This window comes from Aequitasia blattaphilus, from assembly GCF_024721305.1.
GTDB lineage: Bacteria > Bacillota > Clostridia > Lachnospirales > Lachnospiraceae > Aequitasia > Aequitasia blattaphila.
This window is the reverse complement of the sequence record NZ_JAMXOD010000024.1, coordinates 17166-39953: the sequence shown is the minus strand read 5'-3', so window position 1 is coordinate 39953 and position 22788 is coordinate 17166. Positions and strand designations below refer to the sequence as shown.

Annotated in this window: 20 protein-coding genes; 5 read left to right on the top strand and 15 right to left on the bottom strand. The window is 38.3% G+C overall.

The window, feature by feature from the left end:
• Nucleotides 1-107: 107 nt before the first annotated feature.
• Entirely contained in the window at nucleotides 108-755 is a 648-nt protein-coding gene (locus NHH15_RS13370; protein ID WP_262067154.1) for an SdpI family protein, read from the bottom strand.
• The gene (locus NHH15_RS13365; protein ID WP_262067153.1) at nucleotides 748-1032 is read right to left on the bottom strand and encodes an autorepressor SdpR family transcription factor; all 285 of its coding nucleotides are present in this window, start codon (nucleotides 1030-1032) and stop codon (nucleotides 748-750) included. Before NHH15_RS13365 ends, NHH15_RS13370 begins: the two co-directional genes overlap by 8 nt.
• 224 nt (nucleotides 1033-1256) lie before the next feature.
• On the opposite strand from NHH15_RS13365, the gene NHH15_RS13360 reads away from it, so the two are divergent.
• Genes NHH15_RS13360 through NHH15_RS13350 form a run of 3 tightly spaced genes read left to right on the top strand, consistent with a single transcriptional unit; the run spans nucleotide 1257 to nucleotide 2377 of the window.
• Nucleotides 1257-1682, top strand: coding sequence for a flavodoxin family protein (locus NHH15_RS13360; protein ID WP_262067152.1), 426 nt, complete (start codon nucleotides 1257-1259; stop codon nucleotides 1680-1682).
• 57 nt (nucleotides 1683-1739) lie between these two features.
• Nucleotides 1740-1958: a GNAT family N-acetyltransferase gene (locus tag NHH15_RS13355; RefSeq protein WP_262067151.1), complete on the top strand. Its 219-nt coding sequence runs from the start codon at nucleotides 1740-1742 to the stop codon at nucleotides 1956-1958.
• Nucleotides 1959-1987: 29 nt separating this feature from the next.
• Nucleotides 1988-2377 carry a GNAT family N-acetyltransferase gene (locus tag NHH15_RS13350; protein WP_330639245.1) on the top strand — a complete coding sequence of 130 codons (390 nt, stop codon included), beginning with the start codon at nucleotides 1988-1990 and terminating at the stop codon, nucleotides 2375-2377.
• A gap of 59 nt (nucleotides 2378-2436) precedes the next feature.
• Here the strand turns inward: NHH15_RS13350 and NHH15_RS13345 are convergent, their stop codons facing one another.
• From NHH15_RS13345 to NHH15_RS13310, 8 genes are all read right to left on the bottom strand, one after another.
• Nucleotides 2437-3354: a DNA/RNA non-specific endonuclease gene (locus tag NHH15_RS13345; protein ID WP_330639244.1), complete on the bottom strand. Its 918-nt coding sequence runs from the start codon at nucleotides 3352-3354 to the stop codon at nucleotides 2437-2439.
• A complete protein-coding gene (locus NHH15_RS13340; RefSeq protein WP_262067150.1) occupies nucleotides 3351-3767 on the bottom strand; it encodes a ribonuclease Z in 417 nt (138 codons plus the stop codon). The genes NHH15_RS13345 and NHH15_RS13340 overlap by 4 nt, the downstream gene beginning before the upstream one ends.
• A 321-nt stretch (nucleotides 3768-4088) precedes the next feature.
• Nucleotides 4089-5054, bottom strand: coding sequence for a substrate-binding domain-containing protein (locus tag NHH15_RS13335; RefSeq protein ID WP_262067149.1), 966 nt, complete (start codon nucleotides 5052-5054; stop codon nucleotides 4089-4091).
• Nucleotides 5055-5104: 50 nt separating this feature from the next.
• A complete protein-coding gene (locus tag NHH15_RS13330) occupies nucleotides 5105-6103 on the bottom strand; it encodes an ABC transporter permease (protein WP_262067148.1) in 999 nt (332 codons plus the stop codon).
• Entirely contained in the window at nucleotides 6093-7625 is a 1533-nt protein-coding gene (locus NHH15_RS13325) for a sugar ABC transporter ATP-binding protein (protein ID WP_262067147.1), read from the bottom strand. The genes NHH15_RS13330 and NHH15_RS13325 overlap by 11 nt, the downstream gene beginning before the upstream one ends.
• 90 nt (nucleotides 7626-7715) lie before the next feature.
• Nucleotides 7716-9092, bottom strand: a complete 1377-nt coding sequence (locus NHH15_RS13320) for an ATP-binding cassette domain-containing protein (protein WP_262067146.1) — start codon at nucleotides 9090-9092, stop codon at nucleotides 7716-7718.
• A gap of 8 nt (nucleotides 9093-9100) precedes the next feature.
• The gene (locus NHH15_RS13315) at nucleotides 9101-10108 is read right to left on the bottom strand and encodes a sensor histidine kinase (RefSeq protein WP_262067145.1); all 1008 of its coding nucleotides are present in this window, start codon (nucleotides 10106-10108) and stop codon (nucleotides 9101-9103) included.
• Nucleotides 10109-10116: 8 nt separating this feature from the next.
• The gene (locus NHH15_RS13310; protein ID WP_262067144.1) at nucleotides 10117-11727 is read right to left on the bottom strand and encodes a response regulator; all 1611 of its coding nucleotides are present in this window, start codon (nucleotides 11725-11727) and stop codon (nucleotides 10117-10119) included.
• 170 nt (nucleotides 11728-11897) lie between these two features.
• Between NHH15_RS13310 and NHH15_RS13305 the strand changes: the two genes are divergently transcribed.
• Entirely contained in the window at nucleotides 11898-14363 is a 2466-nt protein-coding gene (locus NHH15_RS13305) for a LuxR C-terminal-related transcriptional regulator (RefSeq protein ID WP_262067143.1), read from the top strand.
• A gap of 128 nt (nucleotides 14364-14491) precedes the next feature.
• Entirely contained in the window at nucleotides 14492-14977 is a 486-nt protein-coding gene (locus tag NHH15_RS13300) for an Lrp/AsnC family transcriptional regulator (RefSeq protein ID WP_262067142.1), read from the top strand.
• A 47-nt stretch (nucleotides 14978-15024) separates the two neighbouring features.
• Here the strand turns inward: NHH15_RS13300 and NHH15_RS13295 are convergent, their stop codons facing one another.
• The 5 genes from NHH15_RS13295 to NHH15_RS13275 form a co-directional block, all read right to left on the bottom strand.
• On the bottom strand, nucleotides 15025-16392 hold the full coding sequence (locus NHH15_RS13295) for a citrate/2-methylcitrate synthase (RefSeq protein WP_262067141.1): 1368 nt from the start codon (nucleotides 16390-16392) through the stop codon (nucleotides 15025-15027).
• A 5-nt stretch (nucleotides 16393-16397) separates the two neighbouring features.
• A complete protein-coding gene (rsmA, locus tag NHH15_RS13290) occupies nucleotides 16398-17285 on the bottom strand; it encodes a 16S rRNA (adenine(1518)-N(6)/adenine(1519)-N(6))-dimethyltransferase RsmA (protein WP_262067140.1) in 888 nt (295 codons plus the stop codon).
• Nucleotides 17278-18048 carry a TatD family hydrolase gene (locus NHH15_RS13285; protein ID WP_262067139.1) on the bottom strand — a complete coding sequence of 257 codons (771 nt, stop codon included), beginning with the start codon at nucleotides 18046-18048 and terminating at the stop codon, nucleotides 17278-17280. Before NHH15_RS13285 ends, rsmA begins: the two co-directional genes overlap by 8 nt.
• Before the next feature lie 9 nt (nucleotides 18049-18057).
• The gene (metG, locus tag NHH15_RS13280) at nucleotides 18058-19956 is read right to left on the bottom strand and encodes a methionine--tRNA ligase (RefSeq protein WP_262067138.1); all 1899 of its coding nucleotides are present in this window, start codon (nucleotides 19954-19956) and stop codon (nucleotides 18058-18060) included.
• A gap of 138 nt (nucleotides 19957-20094) precedes the next feature.
• Nucleotides 20095-22638, bottom strand: a complete 2544-nt coding sequence (locus tag NHH15_RS13275; RefSeq protein WP_262067137.1) for a cation-translocating P-type ATPase — start codon at nucleotides 22636-22638, stop codon at nucleotides 20095-20097.
• Between the last annotated feature and the right edge of the window lie 150 nt (nucleotides 22639-22788).

Here is a 22788-nt window from a genome sequence, read left to right as displayed (position 1 = left end):
AAAGCAGGAGGGGAACCACTCGCATAGCAAGTGGTTTATTTTATCGCCGATACAAAGAAATCCCATCACAAAGCAAATTGAAAAACTTGCTTGTAAATGGGATATCCTTACTTTGCTTTTCCGTGAGTGTATTGTGTATAGGAATAGATTATGGGTATCACGACAAGCACCACTACTATCATAGCAGTGACCAATATTTGAGCAACAGCATTGGATAACAGGAAGTTACTCCCGATTAGCAATGTGCCCCCGGCGATATACAGATACCCCGCCAGTCGATGAGTTTTGTTCCAATTATCCGCATTAGCCAATGTCCACGGCAGCTTGATGCCAATGGTGTGGTTCTGCCTGCTTTTAGGCAGATAGTTTCCGATAATAATCAGCAGTATTCCTACAACCAAAGTGCAAAGCAAGACGATTGGAATGTTTGCTCCCATTGCAATGGAAAGTGTGACCGGCACAAGCACGATGGATAAAATCGGTATCAGCCAAATGCCAACTTGTCTGATTGCTTGTGATTGTCCTGCTTCTTTTGGATCGTTTAATAAACGTGCTTTCGAAAACAAGTTGATAGCCAGAAATACAACAGGGAGCCCAAAGGCAGCAACCGCTTTATGGGCATAATTATCCGGCATGCCTGCACCGTTCCAGTGAATAGCAATCTGCTCTGGCAGTGAAGAATATACCACAACCGAAAAGATAATCGGCAACAGGCAAAGTAGTGAAGTGATCCATAGTAAAGTTTTTTTATTCATGGTTTGCTCCTCCCTCGTCTTTTTTGAACTGCGAAATCCACATCATAATTTCTTCAAACACAGACAGATTCAGTTCATAGTAGATAAAGTTCTTGTATTTCGTTTCAAAGACCAAGTCTGCTTTTTTAAGCTGAGATAAATGATAGGAGATTGTTGCGCTTGTCATATCAAAGTGCTTCGCTATATCTCCGGCAGACATGCGCCCTTCTTTCAGCATCACAAGGATTTCTCTACGTACAGGGTCAGACAACGCCTTGAATGTTTCTGGAAATCCCATAAGAATCACCCCCATCTAATTAGATAAATTTCTAATTAGATGGTAACACTGTTTTTGTTGTTCGTCAATAACTATTTCGATATTCTTCTAAATAGAAATACCGCCGGCAATTCTGGAGCTGTAGAGCTGCCTTTTTCCAAAAGGATAAACCTCTCTTGACGCTTGCATCTACATCGTATAAAATACAGTTAATCGTATTAACCATATTGGAAAGGATATCTTACATGAAAACACTTATTATTTTTTATTCTTATACAGGAAAGACAAGAGAATTGGCCCAGACTTTGGCTACTAAAGAGTCGGCAGATATTATTGAACTGAAAGATCAAAAGCGGCCATCTACCATTGGCGCTTATGTTGTGGGTTCACTGTCAGCAATGCGGCAAAAGCAAGCAAAACTGCAACCCTTTCAGGCTGATTTTTCGGCCTACGAAAAGATTATTATTGCTATGCCACTATGGGCAGGATTCCCAGCCCCGGCCTTTAATAATATTATCCCGGCGTTGCCAAGTGGCAAACAAATTGAAATCATCATAACCTCCGGCAGCGGAAATTCCGGCGATACCCAAAAAAGAGTCCAGACGATGCTATCCGAAAAGAGCTGCACACTTGTCGGCTTCCGGGATGTAACACATATTTCAAGGTCATGAAGCAATTGCTAGTCAGGATGGGCACAAGAATCTAAGTACATGGTAAGGAGAACAGAGATGAACAATCTAATCATTCGCAATGAGAGGGAGGACGATTACCATGCAGTGGAATTGGTCACCCGAGATGCTTTTTGGAATCTATACGTACCCGGCGGAAATGAACACTATCTGGTACACATCCTCCGCAAATCCCCAGATTTCATCCCAGAGTTGGCCTTTATAGCCGAGCTGGACAGTAAGATTGTGGGCAGCATCTTTTTACAAAATCTTATGTAAGGGACAAGCAAGGTACAAAGCACGACACCATTACCTTTGGCCCGGTGAGTGTTCTGCCCCAACTGCATAACAAGGGAATCGGTACCAAGCTAATCACCCAGGCAATCGAGGTTGCAAAAGAACTTGGCTACGCGGCTATCCTCATCTATGGCTATGAGGGCTACTATCAGCGCTTTGGCTTTCGCCACGCTAAAGAATATGGCATCAGCAATCTGGAGGGTAAATATCCTGCCGCACATTTGGTGTTGGAATTGACCCCAGACAGCCTGACTGACATTTCGGGCAAGGCGGTCGAAAGTAGTGTCTACAATGTGGATACACAGAAAGCGGCGGCGTATGACAGCCTGTTCCCTGCAAAGGAGAAGAAAGTGATGCCGTCACAGCAGGTATTTGAAAAAGCAACAAACTCTTTTTTGTAGGAAGAATACTTCTTGAGGCTTAAAAAAACCTCCCGCCACACATGGCAAGGAGGTACTTCCTACGGATTACACTGCTGACAAGGAGCATAGCCCTGATTAACGAGCTCCTCTCTGTTTCCAGTAAATTCTTCTTTATTTTTTTCCTTTATACTTGACGCACCGGAACAATCCATACGATGAAATTTTTTGGAATTCTTATTTAAGATATACGTTCCTGCCTCATATTCACTATCTTGAGCCTCTTTCGATACATCACTCTTTGTCACTTCACTTTCTGACTCTAACCCACTCTCTCCGGTAGCATAATCAATTTCAATATCTGGCTGATTATTATATACATAAACACAAAAGGTAACTCCATCCCCTTCGTCCTCTACCGATTTTGCTTCCATCAACACACCAGAAGCAACAAGATTATCCCCTTCAAAAACAGGCGTCACCCGATAGAGAACATGGTCTTCCGTTTCCTTTACATAATCTGCTACCATGTTTTCAAAAGGAAGCATTCCTTCTACATTAAAATAGCGGGTTCCCGTAATAAGATTCTGTTCGTTAGCATTTTCTCCCGAAAGTTGAAACCCAACCAAATGACATCTATTATAGAGGGATTTTCCCTCTACATTATCATACTGAATCGAATGCCAGCCCGTAGGCTTTACACTGCCAATATCTCCTCGTTTTTCAGTGGGCATAATCTCTTGTCCGATATTTGCATAAGCAACGCCACACCGACCTAATGAATCCAAATCGCTATATTCTTCAAATGCCTCTTCGGTATAATCTTCCTCTTCAAAAAAGGGTTCATTTTCATTCACAACCACATAAGGTTCTCCAGAAAACTCCGGAACACTTTCTATATTACTGACATATTGGGTCGATTCTTCCTGTGACTTCTCTGGAACCATACTGCATCCGCTTAGAAAAAAGCAAAGTACAATCAGAAGGAATCGTGACTTAATTTTACAAATTCTTCTCATTTACCATACACTTCCTTTGTGATTTTTTCATGGGAATATCCCGGAAATTCTTCCGACTCAATGATCTTCCAACCATTTTCATTTATGGAAATATCAAAGAAAAAATCTGCAGGATATTTTCTGTTCCATTTATACAAAATGATTTTTTCAATCTTCTCTTCATAAGATTTCAGACTAATGTTTTCAACAAAACAATAGTCTCCCTCTGCTGCCTTATTTAAAAAATCTTCATCACAAAGAATATGGCTCTCTGGAAATTCCTCCTGAAATTGATTCAGCGAGTATTGATTCATCCAGAGCTTTTTCCCTGCCGTTGCTTCCATTATTTCTTTTTGAAGAACTTTATCTTTGCTTTGTCTTCTTTTATTAAACATCATTCCGAGAGCATCATCTACACATGCAATAACAATCATCTTCGTCTTCCTTTGCTTTTACTACTGGGGATTATACCATTCTGACCTCTCTCTGTCCACATAAGCTTTTCTTAAGGAACTTTCGTTTTCTTTAAGATTAAGAACAAACTTTAGACATATTTACCCTTTATACTGATACTCAGATAGATGAATAACACATCTATCACCCCCCTCATAAAGTTACATCGCAAGATGTACACTTTACTCTCATTCCTTTAGATAACTATAAAAATAACAAAAACCCGCTGGCCACATGGCTCGCGGGTTTTTGCTTTACTTTCTACTTTTACTTTACTGTAGGATACTCATTATAAGCTCCTCTTAAAAATCACCCTTCTTAAGAACAGATACACCGGTGTCTACGTCTGTTTGATCAAGGCTTTCACCTTTTAATAGTTTATCGGCTGCTTCGATTCCTAATTTACCCATTTGGTCAGGATTTTGTGCCATTGTTGCAAGTAGGTATCCATTTTCAACCAACTCACCGATTGTATCGGACTTATCAAATCCAACACCTACAATTTTGCTTCCACTCTCTTCCTGTATTGCATTCCCGATACCTACTGTAGAACCTTCATTTGCACCGAACATACCAACAACACCTTGTGTGATATAACCACTTGCAATGTCTTGTGACTTCGCTGCATCTCCTTCACTGTACTGTGTTTCTAATAATTCAAAGTCTGTTCCTTCAAATGCTTTTCGAAATCCTTCCTCACGAGCTACGCAAGAAGCTGTTGCAGAATTCACATTCACAATTCCGATTTTACCACTTGTTACACCTTGTGCTTCAAACTCTTCCAACATTGTTTCTCCTGCTGTTACACCAGCCGCTTCATTATCTGTAGAAAATGTTGCTTCCCCGTCAAAATTTGCTGCTGAGTCAACATAGATAATTTTAACCCCTTCCGCTGCAGCTTCTTCAAGAGCTGCTGTTACTGCATCTGGACCATTTGCGGCCAACAAAATTGCTTCCGCACCACCTGCTACTGCATTATTAATACACTCTATTTGCTTTGCATCGTCTTTCACATCTGGTGCAGACCAAGAATAGTCAATATCTCCTAACGCCTTCACCGCTTCCTGGCATCCCTTATCCACATTTTTCCAATGCTGATCCATTTGATCCATGGTAATTAACACAACTTTTTTCGTTCCACCTCCACTGGCTGCATCCTCTTTATCTCCACTTGCACTTTCTCCCGAGTCTGCTTTGTTGCTGCACCCCATTGCCAAGGTTCCAACCATTGCTGCACATAATAATAACCCTAGAAATTTCCTCTTCATTTTAAATCCTCCTCTTTTTTTATCTTAAAAACCTTTTGGTCTTTAATTTCCTATGCTTTTTTCTTGCGTTTAAAGCTTCCTGTTCTTACAATTACGTCCAATAGTACTGAGACAACTACAATCACACCAATCACTATATTTCGAATGGCAACGGGAGCTCCTGCAAACTGCAATCCATTTTGCAAAACACCCCAAATTGCTGCACCAACCACAGTACCTAACAGAATCCCCTGTCCTCCTAATGTAGATACTCCGCCAATAACAGATGCCGCAACTGCATACATCTCATATGATGTTCCTGAATCCATGGTTCCCATACCTGCCGTTGCACAAGTAATAATTCCGACTAAGAATGAGCAAAATGCACTTACTAAATAAACTTTAACCGTTGTTCCCACTACCGATACGCCAGATAACTTTGCAGCATCAACATTTGATCCAATCGCATAAATATGTCTCCCAGTTCGTGTCCGGCTAAGAATGAAGTTAAATACAATCCATACTATGATTGCAATTAAAATTGTATTGTATATGCCAAAGGTTTTGCCATAATAGAAAAACTCACGAAACTTCTTCCCTGCTGCCCCAATTGAATCAGTGTTGTAATTTCCATTTACAATCTGAGCAATACCTCTACCAATCGTCATTGTACCAAGCGTTGCAATAAATGGAGGTAAAGAACAGGTAGATACTAAATGTCCATTTAAAAATCCCACAGCCATACATGCCACAAATGTAATGAGTATTGCGGCGATAGGGCTGATTCCTTTTGTCATTAATGTTGCAGAAATCATACAGCTCATTCCTAAAACTGAGCCAATTGATAAATCTATATTCCCTGTTATCAACACGTAGGATTGTCCAATCCCAATTAGAAGTATCGGTGCAATTTGTCTTAAAAGATTGCCCAGATTTTTATTGGAAAAAAAGGTGGGATTTAAAACTCCAAAAACAATACACAATATAATTAACCCAACGGTTACCGTTAATACTTGACCCATCCCTCTAATAGCAAGTATTTTTCTGATTCCCTTTTTGTTAGTTTCCATTTTCACTCTCTCCTTTATTTTCACCGCTCTTGTCTTCGAACTTTGTTGCATATTTTAGAATCTGTTCCTGTGTTGCTTCACTTGTATTGAGTTCTCCAGTAATTCGCCCGTCACACATAATAATGATTCGATCACTGATTCCCATTACCTCTGGCATTTCTGAGGAAACAAACAGAACGCCAATACCATTCTTTTTAAGCGCATTCATCAAGTTATAGATTTCTACTTTTGCCGCAACATCAATCCCTCTTGTCGGTTCATCAAAAATAACCACTTTAGAATCTCTTGCCAACCATTTTCCAACCACAATTTTTTGCTGATTTCCACCAGAAAGGCTTCCTGCATCAACATTGTCGTTTGCCAACTTAATTTGAAGATCCTTTACCGCCTTTTCAACCATCTGCTCCTGCTTCTTACTATTAATAACTCCTGCCTTATTACAAATAATATCAAGATTTGGCAGGGCAATATTGTCACCAACACTAAGTTTTGTGCACAACCCATCCTTCTTCCGATCCTCAGGAGCCAAAACAATTCCTGCCCGAATAGCATCTTCTGGCTTATGAATGGTAACAGGCTGTCCTTCCAGTATTATTTCACCACTGTCCTTTGGATCAACACCGAAAATTGCCCGAGTCGTTTCCGTTCGCCCAGCTCCCATAAGTCCTGCAATTCCAACAATTTCTCCCTTATAAAGCTCTAAATTAATATTGCGGACCATTTTACCTGCATTTAAGTTTTTAATTTCCAAAATCTTATCGCCTTTTTGACACTCAACTCTCGGAAACTTGTTCTTAATCTCCCGGCCAACCATTAAGGAAACAACTTCATCCATGCTAAGTCCTTCAAACTCTTTTGTATCAATATACTTTCCGTCTCTTAAAACGATAACCCTGTCTGTAATATGCTTTAACTCTTCTAACCTGTGAGAGATATAAATAATTCCACATCCTTCAGACTTTAATTGATTAATGATTCGGAACAGCTCATCGATTTCGGCAGATGTAAGCGCCGATGTGGGCTCATCCATAATCAAGATTCTCGCATTCACAGAGAGTGCTTTTCCAATTTCTACCATCTGCTGTTTGGATACAGCCAAGTCACCTACAAGAGTATCCGGATCAATATCTATCTTTAACCGGTTTAATACCTTCTTAGCCTCTTTCCTCATTTCTTTCTCTGATAGAACCCCGGATTTCGTTTTTTCACGTCCAAGAAAAATATTCTCTGCAACCGTTAAATGAGAGCACATATTCAATTCCTGATGAATAATGGCAATTCCCAATTCCCGGGCTTTTGCCGGGTTCATATGCTCAATCACCTGACCATCAACGATAATCTCTCCTGTGTCCTTTTGATATATCCCACTTAAAATCTTCATCAGTGTTGATTTACCTGCCCCGTTTTCACCAAGAAAGGCCAGCACTTCTCCTTTTTTCAGATTGAGCTGTACATCATCGAGCGCCTTTACTCCTGGGAACTCCTTACTTATGTTTTTCATTTGAACAATATATTCTTCCATAATCATCCCTCTTGTTCTTTATTCTTACACAAGTATAGCACCCTTACTCTTTCCCAGAATAGGGGTGCTTCATTTGATAAAGGGGGGTATTTATTGGATTTCGCTTTCTTCACCCAAAACAATGTATTGATCCGATACGGATTTAATATCAATTGCATAAGATGACAGCAATAATACTGCTATATTACTTTGCTTCAATTCTGCTACCAACTTAATAATTTCTTCTCTCAAATTAAAATCCGCTACTGCAAAGGGCTGCATAACAATAACTAATTTGGGACGGTACAAAATGGCTTTGTAGTAAATCAATTGATATTTCTCCCGAATGCTTAAGTCTCGAATACTGGAACAATCCATTACTCTTCCAATCTTCTTTCCCCACTCTTTTTTTACACTCTCAATTACCTTCGTCGGAATAACGCTCCTATCAATTTTCTTATCGATTAAAAACAAAAGATTATAAAGATAACTTTGATCCAAAAAAAGCGTACTGCTTATCGGATTTTCCGGAATCAGCAAAACCTCTTCCACAAATTTATCCCCATTAAAAAAGATATTTCCTTTTTGAATCCCCAGTGTCATGAGCTCCATTATTGAATGATGAATCAGTACCTTTTCCTTATCCAAAATGGTAATACATTCTCCTTGATGAATGAGAAAAGAAACTTTATTAGCAGCATCATAATACAGGTCTTTAACCTGTAAGACACTCCTTCTCTCCATATTCTCACGTGCCCTTAAGTCCTTGATTGGTTGTAGGTATGGCAAAACCGTTCTCTCATGCATTTCATCTTTGTATAAAACTTTCTTAATCTGTCCATTTTTGTATAATAACGCTCGGTCACTAATATCAAAGACCTCTCGATAGTCATTACTAACATATAAAAATGAAACTCCTTGTTTTGCAAAGCATTTCATTAACTCATGAAATTTCGATAGATCATTGAAGCTTAGGAGCTCGCCAACGTTTTGTACAATCACTAATTTCGCACCAAATGACACTGCTTTGATTAACTCAACTTGATAGCGTTGTCCCTCTGTCAAAAGACCTGCCAGGATGTTCGGCTCAATTTCTATCTGTGACTCTGTAAGCGTTCGTGCAACCTCCTTCTCTAAAATACTACTATTAATGAAGTACTTTTTAAAACCTTTTCTCAGAACAAAAATATTATCTGCAACAGTTAAGTCTGGGGCTAATCGGCTTTGGCGGTCAATGATACATACTTTATTCTCTTTTTTAACTTTTCCTAAATAGCTGTTTACACTATTTCCGTCATAGTAAACCTTTCCCTGCTGAATCGGCGCGTTATTTATAATCAAGTCAATCAGCTCCTCTAAGCCATGGTAATTCAGACTGATTAAACCTAAGATCTCGGCTTTTTCAATCCACATACTAAGGTTTCTCAGATAATCTATTTTTGATTTATTCAAACTTACATGTTCAATTCTTAATAGTTCCTGCTTCATCCGCTTACCTATTTATCTTCTTTTTTGTTAAAGGGTAAAGAAACCTCCACATCCGTTCCAACTCCTGGTTCGCTGTAAAAATGAATTCCATATTCTTCCCCATAAAGCAGCTTGATTCGATTACTGACGTTAAACATCGCAACGCCTTGTAATTGATTCAAAGCATCTGCATCATTTAACTGGATTTTTCCAAGCTTATCATTCAGTGCATCTAATTCCTTTTGCTCCATTCCAACTCCGTTATCTGAAATAACGATAATCAATCGATTGGAAATGTGCTGAAACCGAATTCCAATAATACCATCTTCCATCATTGGCTCAATCCCATGTTTAATTGCATTTTCTACAATGGGCTGTAAAATAAGCTTAGGCATATGGCACTCTTTAATGTCTTTCTCCTCATTCTCATCAAAACTAATGTTAAGATTAATCCGTTCTCCAAAACGAAATTTTTGAATTTGATAGTAATGTAAAACATTGCTAATTTCGTCTTCAACGGACACGAATGAACTAATATTTGAAATTGTGTATCGAAAAAACTTTGCCAATACTTCTGCCATCTCTCCTACAACTGGAAGGCCTCCAATTAAGGCTTCGCTTCTGATTCCCTCTAAGGTATTGTATAAAAAATGAGGATTAATCTGATTTTGCAAAGCCAAATATTCGGATTGTTTTTTATATAGCTGTAGAAGTTCTTTTCGATCCAATAACTCTTTCATCAAAGCCATCATATTTCCATGCTCTTCGCTTAATTCACTTTTCATCTCAAACACATCATATCCAATGTATCCTTCTGCAAAGGCCTGAAATGCTTTATTCAGACTTGTGAGCGGCCTCCATACCTGCCGCATAAGAATGAACAAAAAAATAATCCACTCCAAAATTCCACTAATTGCAATCACCTTAATCACAACCGTATTTTCAACAAAAAACAAGATACTGAATAAAACAATCGTAACTATTGTTTGGATAATCAGACCAATATTTAGATACTGAAATAAATATTTCTTTTTCATGGCTGCTCCTATGAATAAAGCTTACGGTATTCGTTTGGTTTCAAGCTTGCGTATTTCGTAAACTTCTTTGTAAAGTGTTTTACATCATTGTATCCTACTTTCTGACAGATAACTGCAATTGGGATACTTGTGTCCCGAAGAAATTCCTTCGCCTTTTCCATTCGGCAATTTGTTAAATATTCAGAAAACGTATCCCCAGTTTCCCTCTTAAATAAGGTGCTAAAATAAGCAGTGTTAAAACCCACCTTATCACTGACAATTTCCAAAGAGATTGGTTGATCCAGATTTTCTATAATAAACTTCTTGGCCTGTTTAATCGGTTTTTTATCTTGAGAATCTTTTTCCTTCTTTAGCACTTCAAAAGTATTGCGAATGACTTCTTTTAAATACTCAAAGGTTTCTCGCGCTGAACCATAATTATGAATCTCTACATGAAATTGATGAAACAACGTATCAATAATTTGAGTTGGAAAATCAAATTTCTTTAGGGCAAATAGATAGACATTAACAACCTCTTTACATATCTGATAAATAATATATCCCGTCACAGATTTATCTGCTAAGATTCCCTCTTCCAGCTGATTGATTGTCTGTATCATGAGTTCTAAATTCTGAACCTCTATTGCCTCGGAGAAATCATGGTTAAAGGTGGTTACCAATTCCGTGTTGATGAAGTCTTTTGCATGTTTCGATTCTCCTTGAACAACGCGATTGGTTCCTAAAATCAGACGTTGGTCAATTGCTCTTTTTGCCGACTTAATTCCCTCAAACAAAGCAATCGGTTTTTCCCTTGCCTCCCCCAAACCAATTGTAACTTGAAAATCTTTGAGAATATCTTTTTGAATCAGTAAATTTCTCAAAATCTCCTTCATTCTCTCCTCAATATCGTAGTCTTCTTTTGGATAGTTGAGGGTAAAACAAAATATTTCTTCATAAACCATAGAACCTAATTCGAAACAATCACTTAACTCCTTGCGAACCTCTCGTTCTACCGTATTTTCTACATACTGTTTATTTTCTTGGGTTTGTTCGTGCAGTCCATCGATTTTAATCACTACTGTTTGAAAAAGACCAGGCCGAAAGTTATAACAAAACTTTTTGTTAAGCTCTTCAATGCTATAGTTACTCTCCGGTTCCTTATTACCAAATATGATGCTCTCCATCAGTTCTTTACGTTTGCTTATCAAATACTCCTTCTCATAAACTTCTAGTTTCTTTCCCTTTGATAATTGCTCTCTTCTCTCATAAACAGTTTCCCTAATTTCTTCCAGGGTTCGCTTTAATTCCTCTTGGTCAATTGGCTTAAGTAAATAATTTGAAACACCAAATTGAATCGCCTTTTTCGCATATTCAAATGACTTATATCCGCTAATCACAATGTATTCCATTTTCGGATTTAATTTCTTTGATTCCTCAATTAGTTCTAAACCACTTACCCCCGGCATCTTAATATCTGTAATGATTATGTTGGGCCTATACTTTTCGACAGCTGATAAGGCATCTGTCCCATTATGGACAATCGACACTACCTCCATCCCCATCGACTTCCAGTCAATCAGAAACTCAATCAGTCTACACACTCTTTCTTCATCATCGGCAATAACTACTTTTAACATCATTTTCCTCTCTTCTTTGATACGGTCTGCTAATGTTCTCCTTTCATAGTAGAAACAACTGTCTTTAATGTCAAGATTTATCCGCATAGAAAAATAAAAACCCTTGATGAACCCACCTTCGATATGTTAATATATTAAATATGTAATTATTTTAAATTAAAGGGAGATTATTTATGTCTTTTGATAATGGAAATCCTTTATTTATCATCCCTTCTCGTGTTCATAATTTATTAGAGGAAAGCCACTCTGAGAATATTACACTGATGTGCGCTTCCTTTGGATATGGCAAGACAGTGGCTGCATTCTCTTTCTACTCAGAAGGCAACCGCCCTTATATATGGTTGGATTTAAATGAAACCGATAATAATGTAGAACTTTTTTGGAGTCAATACATTCACGGATTTCGTGAATTGTATCCCACTTTTTATTCCCGCATTTGCCAAACTGATTTTCCTGCATCCCCTGCTGAAATCAAAAGTTTTTTAAAGACGGTAAAAGAGTTCTTTTTTCCTTTGCGAAAAATAGACTATATTTTCGATCAATATGAGAGCCTTCATAACCCTGACATTTTAAACTTTCTAAATCACTTTTTACACATTAACAGCTCAGCGGAGCATTATTTTCATTTTGTAGTCATCAGCAGAAGACCCCTTCCATTGAACGTATCCTCTTTAATTCCTTACCGTATCATAACAGACTCTGACCTGTCCTTTTCTCATTCTGAAGTGCTTGAACTTTTTTCCCTTTACAAGCGAACCCTTTCAGAAGAGGAATGTCAAAAAATTTTGGCAGAAACCCGGGGGTGGCCTCTTTATATTTATCTGAAATACATTAGAAATCGCGACAATGAAGTGTTTTTTACAATGGAGAAAGCTTTTTATAAGTATCATTTTAAGAATTACTCTCCCCACTTGCAAAGGCTTCTTGCTTTTTTGTCCTGCCTTTCTTTTTTTAATTTAGAGCTTCTTAAACTTGCAGATCCTTACATTCATTCCCAATACTGTAATGAAATTTTGAATCTGGATTTTATATATAAGAAAGACTTTGGTGAACAAATATGCTTCCACCCTCTTTATCAAAAATATCTGCAAAGCCAAAAAAATATTTATGACAAAAACATCCTTCACTCCTTTTTACAAAACTGTGGACATTGGTATCAATCAAACCAATACTTCAAGGATGCAATTGCTGTTTACACTCAGACAAAGGATTATGAAAATGCACTCCTTTGCATCTATCCTTTACTTCTTACTCATGGCTCTCCACTACCCTATACAGAAGTTTACGATTTAATCGATGCTTGCCCACATGATCTTTCTCTTACGAAAATCGAGGCCGCATTTTCTCATACCTTTCTTTCAATGTTTTATACAAGCACCTCTGGAACACAGTCTGCCTTATTAAATCTGGTTCCTTGTCTGGAGTCTGACTCTTCTCCAGATTCCCGAGAGCTGCCGGGCGAATCTTACCTTCTTTTGTCCATTGTACTTTTAAAAGAAAATTCCAGCCAAAGTCTTTTCTACCTTGAAAAGGCAATGAAATTCCTGCCAAATGGAAGCCGTATTGCTTATCAAAACCCCTTTTATCTCGGTAAAATATATGCTCTTGTAATCGAGAACTCAACTTTGTTTTCTGCTGATTATTCTCTGCGTCTTACCCGGCTCACCTCCCGTTGGGATGCTCTTTGCAAAGGCACAACACAAAACCTGCTTCTGCTTTTAAAGGGCAGTCTGCTTTTAAATGAGGCGAAAATAGACGATGCCAAAAAGGTGCTTCTTGGTCTCTTACTAGAGGCCAGCCATAGTGATACACTGATTCACTTATACTGCTACTTTCTGCTCACGCAAATCTATATTTTCGAGGGTGATTATCCAGGTCTTTCTCATATACAGACCCTCTGTGAGAAATACAATACAAACGAGCACGCCTATAATGGGCGAAGAGGGCCGCCGGATATTTTAATGCGAACAAAATGCTTTCTCCACCTGGCTTTGAAAGGTGTCTCCTTTATACGGGAGCAGTATGATTTTCAAAGGCCGAATAGCAATTTTGAGAAACTTTTTTATGCCTATTGCTTGATACAAGAAGAAAAGTATTGTGAATCCATTCTTCTGTTGGCTCATATCTCTCCAACCACCTTTAAAGAAAAGTTTCACTATTACATTATTTCAGCTCTTGCAAATAATTTAGCAGGGCGCCCCCATATGGTAAAATTATCCCTCCAGCAATTAAAGATACTAACAGCAGAACGCAAGACCTGGTTTTCTCTTTTCCTTTACGGAGATGATATGAGAAATTTAATTCAATCTCATTTTGAATACTTCGAGGAACTCTTTACAAAAAGAAGGGTTCAACACCTTATGATTCATCTTCATAAGGCGGGACAATCACTCTCTGATTTAAGATATTTTGAAAAGAATACAAGCACAAAAACAAAACCCGCCGTTTCTCTTACCAAAAAAGAAACTGAGGTTTTAGCTCTTCTTGCTAAAGGCTTTACCATTGCACAAATTGCTGCCCGCATGTATATAAAAGCTACCACAGCAAAAACTCATATTTCTAATATCTATAATAAATTAGGCGCTAAAAATCGTGGAGAAGCCATTGCTCAAGCATATCAGCGACAGTTGCTGGATTAATTCCGGCTCATTCATATTTATTGCCAATCATTAAAGTAAAATAAAATAAATATGATTAACATTTACCTTTATGGAATAATGTGATTTAATAAAAATGGCTATACCATTCAAAAGAAAGGAGTCTCCTTATGGATAAGATTGACTACCAAATTCTTGAGATTCTCAAGAAAAATGGAAGAGAACGTGCTTCTGAAATCAGTAAAGAAGTTCATCTTACTGTATCAACAGTGATTGAGAGAATAAAGAAAATGGAACAAAGTGGCGTTATCAAAGGCTATACCGTCTTAATTGATGAACCCTGCATGGGAAATGACGTAACCGTTATCATTGAAGTAAGCCTTGAACATCCCAAATACGAAGATGCTTTTATCGAAAGTATAAATGAACATCCAAATATTATTGCCTGTTATTACCAGACTGGAGAATTTGACTATACATTAAAAATAACTTGTCGCTCTTCCCAGCATCTTGAAGAAATCCATCGTTGGATTAAAGATCAGCCGGGCATTCGAAAAACTCGTACCCATTATGTTCTTCGAACAGTAAAAAACATCTATACCTCATTACCAAAAGAAGATTGGGATAAGAAATCAGCACGTAAGAAAAAAGATTAAAGAGTCGAAAAAGCCGGAACTGCAAATGTACAGTTCCGGCTTTTGGCTTATCGATCTTCTAATTTTATATAATCTTTATGTGGACAGAGAGCTTTGTATGCAGGACGAATAATCTTATCAACGTTCTTGAGCTCTTCTAAGCGATGAGCACTCCAGCCCACAATTCTCGCGGTTGCAAATATCGGTGTATATAATGCAGGTGGTAAATCCAACATATGATAAACTAATCCACTGTAAAAATCCACATTCGCATTGACACCTTTATAAATTTTTCTCTTCTCTCCAATTACCTCTGGAGCCATCATCTCTACTGTCTCATACAGATTATATTCCTTTTCAAATCCCTTTTCCTTTGCGAGCTGCTTCACAAACTTTTTAAAGAACTCTGCACGGGGATCCGATACGGAATAAATAGCATGTCCCATTCCATATATCAGCCCAGATTTGTCGAAAGCTTTCTTTTCTAAAAGATCTACCAGGTACTTCCGTACCTCGTCCTTATCTTCCCAATCCTTCACCACTGTCTTCATGTCCTCGAACATATTCGTAACCTTAATGTTTGCACCGCCATGCTTTGGCCCCTTTAAGGATGCCATTGCTGCTGCCATAGTAGAATATGTGTCCGTTCCTGAAGAAGTAACTACGTGAGTTGTAAAGGTAGAGTTATTACCACCGCCATGATCCATATGAAGAACTAATGCCATATCCAGAATCCTGGCTTCCAATTTTGTGTATTTTCTATTTTCACGCAACATCATAAGAATGTTCTCTGCTGTAGATAGCCCCGGTTTAGGAGCATAAATAAACAAATCTTCTCCCTTACGATAATTATATGCGTGATATCCATATACCATCATCATAGGGAACTGGCTAATTAAGTTCAAGCTTTGACGTAATACATTTGGAATCGATGTATCATCCGCCTTTGCATCATATGAATACAGGTTTAAAATAGATCTGGAAAGGCTATTCATCATATCTCTGCTTGGAGCCTTCATAATCACATCTCTTACAAAATTAGGTGGAAGAGATCTTCTCTCCGTTAAAGTGTTTTGAAAGTTTTCCAACTGCTTTTCTGTTGGTAAATCTCCAAATAATAGTAAATATGTAATTTCTTCAAAGCCATAATGTTTTGCCTTCAAAAAACCATTTACCAAATCCTTAATGTTATATCCTCTGTAATAAAGGCTTCCCGCTGTAGGTACTTCTACTCCATCTACTACTTTCGTAGCAATAATATCTGAGATACTGGTAAGCCCCGCTAAAACTCCCTTACCATTTACATCACGCAGACCTCTCTTTACTTCATACTTTGTATAAAGTTCCTTGTCGATGGCATTATTTGTTGCACACAAATCAGCTAACTCGAGAATTTCGTCCGTCACATCAAATAATGTGTTTTCTACATTTCCCATAGTATCTACCTTCCTTTCGTCTTTATTCTTTCATCTATGTCATTACTTAAAGATGCAAATTCTTCTAATGTCAAAGCTTCTCCCCTTATACTCTCACCTCTTCCTAAACTCTTAATCGAGAGAAGCAGCTCTTCTTTTGAAAGAGGAACCACTGCAGCATTATTTAAACCATTAATCAGGGTTTTTCTTCTTTGGTTAAAAGATGCCCTTATAATTGCAAAAAGCAGTTTTTCGTTTACCACATAAATCGGGGGATTCTGGTATTTCGTTAAGCGAATCACACTGGATCCAATCTTTGGTCTTGGCATAAAACAGTTCGGCGGTACATTCGCCACAATATAAGGCGTTGCATAATATTGAACCGCCAAAGAAAGAGCTCCGTAATCCTTACTTCCCGGACCACTTTTCATCCTCTCTGCTACTTCTTTTTGTACCATTACGGTTATACTTTTAATTGGAATCTTATCTTCGAATAAGCCCATGATTATGGGAGTTGTTATGTAGTAAGGAAGATTTGCAACCACCTTAATAGGTTGGCCTGCGTTTTCTTCTTCTACCAGTTTATTTATGTCTACTTTAAGAATATCGTCATTTAGAATCGTAACATTATTATAGTCGTTTAGTGTATCTTCTAGTATAGGAATAAGCTTTTTATCAATCTCAACTGCTATTACTTTTTTGGCACGCTCTGCAAGGTGCTGTGTTAACGTTCCTATTCCCGGTCCAATCTCTAATACTACATCTTCTTCCGTAATCTCAGCGCCATCTACAATTTTATCCAGCACATGTGTATCGATTAGAAAATTCTGTCCAAATTTCTTTTGAAACACAAAATCATATTTTTGCAGAACTTCTATGGTATTTTGGGGATTTCCCAATGGTTTTTTATTCATTCTCTCTCCCAATTAACTTCCTGGCATTTTCCTCTGTAATGCGAATCACCTCTTCACAGCTTAAGCCCTTTAAACTTGCAATTTCCTGGACTACGTACTTTAGGTAAACAGAAGAGTTTCGTTTTCCTCGAAAAGGCTCCGGAGTTAAATAGGGTGCATCAGTTTCCAACAAAAGATGCTCGATTGGAGTATCCACAACAACTTCTTTCATTTTCTTGCCATTTTTAAAAGTCACAACTCCACCTATCCCAAGAAAAAACCCGAGTTTTACATATTCTCTTGCCATTTCCTTTGAGTAGGAAAAGCTGTGCATAACTCCCTTAAGTCCTCTTCCATGCTCCTTGATTACCTGCAAAGTATCTTCTGCTGCATCTCTGCTATGGATCAAAACCGGAAGATTTCTTTTTCTCGCCTCATCCAGCTGTCGTATAAACCATTTCTTCTGAACATCTCTTGGCATTGTATCCCAATAGTAGTCTAATCCGATTTCACCTACGGCTACAATCTTCTCATCCTCAAAGTACGGATACAGCTGTTGATAAGTTTCCTCCGTTAATCCTTCTAACTCATCTGGATGAATTCCAACAGACCCATAAACAAAAGAATATTTTCTTCCCAGTTCTACACAACGCTTTACGGAAGCATAGGACGAAGCAGCATTTATAATATGCCCTACGCCCTCATCTTCCATTGAATTTAAAAGCTCTTCCCTGTCTGTATCAAACTGTTCATCGTCATAATGAGCATGGGTATCAAATATCATTCTCTTCTCCTAATTAATCTCTGCTCCCGATGGCATATCCTTCTCCGGTACCATTAAGGATAATTCTCCTGCCTCATTTTCTGCACATAAAAGCATACCTTCTGACAAAAGTCCTGCCAGTTTTGCAGGTTTTAAGTTTACCAGTACCATTACCTTTTTCCCTACCATCTCTTCCGGTGTGTAGTTTGCTTTAATACCAGATACAATCTGCATTTTTTTACTTCCAACTTTTACCTGTGAGCAAAGGAGCTTCTTAGACTTTGGCACTGCCTCACATGATAGAATCTCTCCCACCTGGAATTGCATACTTCCAAAATCCTCAAAACTAATTTCTTTTTTATCTTCGATATCTATTCCTGCTTCCTCTTCCTTTTCTTCTGGAACAGTCGGATGAAGCTCTTCTACTTTTTTAAGTACCTCTTCCAAATCCAGCCTTGCGAATAAGATTTCCGGTGTCTCTGTTACCTTATCTTCTCCAAGCTGATCCAAAATCTTTTGTGATGTCTCTGGCATAAAGGGCTCTAATAGCTTTGCTCCTACTTTTATACTAGAAATCAAATTTGAAAGCACTGTTTCTAAACGATCCTGCTTTGCCTCATCCTTAGCTAACGCCCAAGGCATCGTCTCATCAATGTATTTGTTACATCTTTTGAAGATAGAAAAGATTTCTGTTATCGCCTCTGCAACCCGAAGCTCATCCATCTTTTCGTCTACCTTTTTCCCAACTTCTTCCACAACAGCCTTTAAATCACCATCTACTTCTTCCGAAACACCTAAATCACTCACTGTTCCTCCGAAATATTTATTCGTCATGGAAATCGTCCGGTTTACCAGATTACCCAAGGTATTTGCAAGCTCCGAATTCATACGCTCTACCATAAGCTCCCAGGTAATTACACCATCATTATCAAAAGGCATTTCATGAAGTACAAAGTAACGTACTGCATCTACTCCAAAGAAATCTACTAATTCATCCGCATACAAGACGTTTCCTTTTGACTTACTCATCTTTCCTTCTCCTTGTAAAAGCCAAGGATGTCCAAATATTTGCTTTGGCAAAGGAAGATCAAGAGCCATTAAAAATATGGGCCAGTAAATCGTATGGAACCGGATAATATCCTTTCCAATCAAGTGTAAATCTGCAGGCCACATCTTGCGAAATAGCTCTGAATCATCACCGTCGTTATCATATCCAATTCCAGTGATGTAATTTGTTAATGCATCAAGCCATACATAAACAACATGTTTTGGTGCGAAATCCACCGGAATTCCCCAGGAAAAGGAGGTTCTGGAAACACACAAATCCTGTAGTCCCGGAATTAGAAAATTATTCATCATCTCATTTTTTCTGGATACCGGCTGAATAAATTCCGGATGTGTATTAATATGCTCGATTAAACGATCTGCATACTTGCTCATCTTAAAGAAATAAGCCTCCTCTTTGGCGGGATATACAGGACCGCCACAATCTGGACACTTGCCATCTGCTAATTGAGCCTCTGTAAAAAAGGACTCACAGGCAGTGCAGTACATACCTTCATAGTAATCTTTATAGATATCTCCCTGAGTATGAAGTTGATCAAATATCTTTTGTACTTGTTTTTCATGGTATTCATCTGTTGTGCGTATGAAATTATCGTAAGATGTATTCATTAAATCCCAAATACCACGAACTTCTTTTGCTACATCATCCACAAATTCCTTCGGTGTCACACCGGCTTCCTTTGCTTTCATCTCAATTTTCTGTCCATGTTCATCGGTTCCTGTTTGAAAGAACACCTCGTATCCCTTATTCCTTTTATACCGTGCAATTGCATCCGCTAAAATAATCTCATAAGTATTTCCAATATGGGGTTTTCCTGACGTATATGCAATTGCTGTTGTGATATAATACTTTTCTTTATTCATCTTTATCAATCCTTTTCTCAAAATACGTATCCTAGATTATAACACAAAACAAGGGGTTTGTGCAATTATTGTCACACAAGCCCCTTGAGAACTCTGATTTTCTTACCATTTCATATTCTTCTGATTTAATTCCTTATTTTAGCTTCTTCCATGACGAATTCTCTTCAATAACTGTATGATTGGCAGATTAAGGAAAGATAGCCCAATCACAATAAACAGCTGTGTAAGATTTAAACTCTGTACTTTAAATACCGTATGCAGCCCAGGTATTACTAATACGGAGACAATAAGCGCAAGTCCTAATAAAAAAGCTCCAACTAAGTATATATTGTTAAAGAAACGCTTTGTAAATATTGTTGGCTTGTTCGCTTTGCAGTTAAATCCATGGAAAAGCCTTCCGGTACAAAGTGTTCCAAAAGCCATTGTCTGGGCTAACAATGTTCCTCCTGATTTGTATCCAATCGTGAATGCAAGCATTGTCATCAGCCCAATAACAAATCCTTCCAATCCTATATTCAGCAAGAAACTTCTCGTTAAAATGGATTCGTTTTTCTTCCTTGGCTTTTCCTTCATTACATCATCACTATGAGGCTCCAGTCCAAGGGCAATGGCTGGAAGACTGTCTGTTAACAAATTGATAAACAATAGGTGAACCGGTGCAAAAGGCACTGGAAGCCCTGCAATGGATGCATATAGAACCGATAAAATTCCTCCAAAGTTTCCAGACAATAAAAACTGTATTGCATTCTTGATGTTCTGATAAACGTTACGTCCATTTTTTACAGCCTTAATAATCGTTGCAAAGTTATCATCTGTTAAAACCATTGATGCGGCATCTTTCGATACTTCCGTTCCAGTTATTCCCATTGCAACCCCAATGTCTGCCTGCTTCAGTGCTGGTGCATCGTTTACACCATCTCCTGTCATAGCAACAATATTTCCCCGATCCTGCCAAGCCTTTACAATACGTATCTTATGCTCTGGCGATACTCTGGCATATACAGATACTTTTGGAACGTAGTCCTGTAGTTCCTCGTCTGACATATTTTCAATTACTGCACCTTCTACTGCTTCGCTGTCATCTTTTAAGATTCCAATCCTCTTGGCAATTGCTGCTGCTGTAATCTTGTGATCTCCTGTAATCATAATTGGCTTGATTCCTGCTTCAATACACTCTGTAACTGCCTGCTTTGATTCCACTCGCGGTGGATCCATCATAGAAATCAGACCCAGAAAAATAAGATCATATTCATCCTCAAAAGTGATGTCTCTTTCCTCTGGCAAATCTTTATATGCAAAGCCTAAAACTCTTAGCCCGTCTCTTGAAAATTCCATGTTCTGATTTTCAATATTGACAATGTCTTCTTTTGTAATCTCCCGCTCCACACCGTCAATACGTATTTTGGTAACACGTTTAAGAATTACATCAACAGCTCCCTTTACAACCATCGCATATCCGTGTCTCAGATAATGGGCTGTTGCCATTAACTTTCTGTCACTGTCAAAAGGTATTTCAGCCTTTCTGCTGTATTTTGCCCGAAGATCCATTGCCTCAATTCCAAAATTGCTGCCCAGATTAATCAAAGCAGTTTCTGTAGGGTCTCCAATCTCCTGTCCATTCACATTTGTAGAATCATTACAAAGCATACTACAATGCATCAAAAACTTTTCACTATCCTTTGCAATGTTGATTTGATCCACTCGAATTCTTTTCTCATCTACATAATAATCTTCCACTGTCATTTTATTCTGTGTCAACGTACCGGTTTTGTCAGAACAGACAATCGATACACTTCCCAGACCTTCCACTGCTTGAAGCTTTCGGATAATCGCATTTTCTTTTGCCATCTTCTGTGTTCCAAAGGACAATACAATAGTAACAATTGAACTGAGAGCCTCCGGAATCGCTGCAACTGCTAATGCCACTGCAAATAAGAATGCATCAATTATCCCTTCTCCTTTAAACACGCTTACTCCCAATAAAATGCCACAGAATATTAATATAATAATGGAAAGCTTTTTCCCAAAATCGTCCAAATTCACCTGTAAAGGTGTTCTTTTTTCTTCTGCTGAATGGATTAGCTTAGCTATTTTACCAACCTCAGTCTCCATTCCAATTTCCGTTACCTTATAAGCCGCACGACCATAGGTAACAAAGCTGCTTGAGAATACCCGGTTGGTCTGATCTCCAAGGGCTGCCCCAGGCTCTACCTCATCTAAAGATTTTTCAACTGCAAGGCTTTCTCCTGTCAGTGCGCTTTCATCTACCTTAAGAGATGCACACTCAATGATATTTCCATCTGCCGGCACGCTGTCTCCTGCTTCCAACACGACGTGATCTCCTACCGTAACCTCTCTTGCCGGAATTTGTAAAAGAACACCATCCCTTACTACCTTTGCTTCCGGTGCGGATAACTGCTTTAAGCTATTGAGAGATTGCTCCGCTTTTAAAGTCTGCACCGTTCCTAATATGGCGTTTATCGTAATGACAACGAAGATTACAATGGCACTTTCAATATCTCCCAAAAATCCTGAAGCAATCGCTGCAACAATAAGGATAATAACCAGAAAGTCCTTATACTGTTCTAAAAAGATCTGAATCAGACTTTTCTTTTTCCCTTCCACCAACTCATTATAACCGTATTTTTCCTGGTTTATTTTGGCCTGTTCATTTGACAACATAACACTTTACCTCCTGTTCACATTAAAAAAGAGACTTTTATTGCATAACTTAATACACAATAAAAGTCTCACTATTTCATCACGACACCGGATGCGGCTGCATCGACTTGACGACATCGTAAACGCATATTCAAGTATTTGCGCAAGTTA

Bases quoted from the DNA above. Each gene is read 5' to 3' on its own strand.
- NHH15_RS13370 (WP_262067154.1), bottom strand. From the start codon at position 755: ATGAATAAAAAAACTTTACTATGGATCACTTCACTACTTTGCCTGTTG.
- NHH15_RS13365 (WP_262067153.1), bottom strand. From the start codon at position 1,032: ATGGGATTTCCAGAAACATTCAAGGCGTTGTCTGACCCTGTACGTAGA.
- NHH15_RS13360 (WP_262067152.1), top strand. From the start codon at position 1,257: ATGAAAACACTTATTATTTTTTATTCTTATACAGGAAAGACAAGAGAA.
- NHH15_RS13355 (WP_262067151.1), top strand. From the start codon at position 1,740: ATGAACAATCTAATCATTCGCAATGAGAGGGAGGACGATTACCATGCA.
- NHH15_RS13345 (WP_330639244.1), bottom strand. From the start codon at position 3,354: ATGAGAAGAATTTGTAAAATTAAGTCACGATTCCTTCTGATTGTACTT.
- NHH15_RS13340 (WP_262067150.1), bottom strand. From the start codon at position 3,767: ATGATTGTTATTGCATGTGTAGATGATGCTCTCGGAATGATGTTTAAT.
- NHH15_RS13335 (WP_262067149.1), bottom strand. From the start codon at position 5,054: ATGAAGAGGAAATTTCTAGGGTTATTATTATGTGCAGCAATGGTTGGA.
- NHH15_RS13330 (WP_262067148.1), bottom strand. From the start codon at position 6,103: ATGGAAACTAACAAAAAGGGAATCAGAAAAATACTTGCTATTAGAGGG.
- NHH15_RS13325 (WP_262067147.1), bottom strand. From the start codon at position 7,625: ATGGAAGAATATATTGTTCAAATGAAAAACATAAGTAAGGAGTTCCCA.
- NHH15_RS13320 (WP_262067146.1), bottom strand. From the start codon at position 9,092: ATGAAGCAGGAACTATTAAGAATTGAACATGTAAGTTTGAATAAATCA.
- NHH15_RS13315 (WP_262067145.1), bottom strand. From the start codon at position 10,108: ATGAAAAAGAAATATTTATTTCAGTATCTAAATATTGGTCTGATTATC.
- NHH15_RS13310 (WP_262067144.1), bottom strand. From the start codon at position 11,727: ATGATGTTAAAAGTAGTTATTGCCGATGATGAAGAAAGAGTGTGTAGA.
- NHH15_RS13305 (WP_262067143.1), top strand. From the start codon at position 11,898: ATGTCTTTTGATAATGGAAATCCTTTATTTATCATCCCTTCTCGTGTT.
- NHH15_RS13300 (WP_262067142.1), top strand. From the start codon at position 14,492: ATGGATAAGATTGACTACCAAATTCTTGAGATTCTCAAGAAAAATGGA.
- NHH15_RS13295 (WP_262067141.1), bottom strand. From the start codon at position 16,392: ATGGGAAATGTAGAAAACACATTATTTGATGTGACGGACGAAATTCTC.
- rsmA (WP_262067140.1), bottom strand. From the start codon at position 17,285: ATGAATAAAAAACCATTGGGAAATCCCCAAAATACCATAGAAGTTCTG.
- NHH15_RS13285 (WP_262067139.1), bottom strand. From the start codon at position 18,048: ATGATATTTGATACCCATGCTCATTATGACGATGAACAGTTTGATACA.
- metG (WP_262067138.1), bottom strand. From the start codon at position 19,956: ATGAATAAAGAAAAGTATTATATCACAACAGCAATTGCATATACGTCA.
- NHH15_RS13275 (WP_262067137.1), bottom strand. From the start codon at position 22,638: ATGTTGTCAAATGAACAGGCCAAAATAAACCAGGAAAAATACGGTTAT.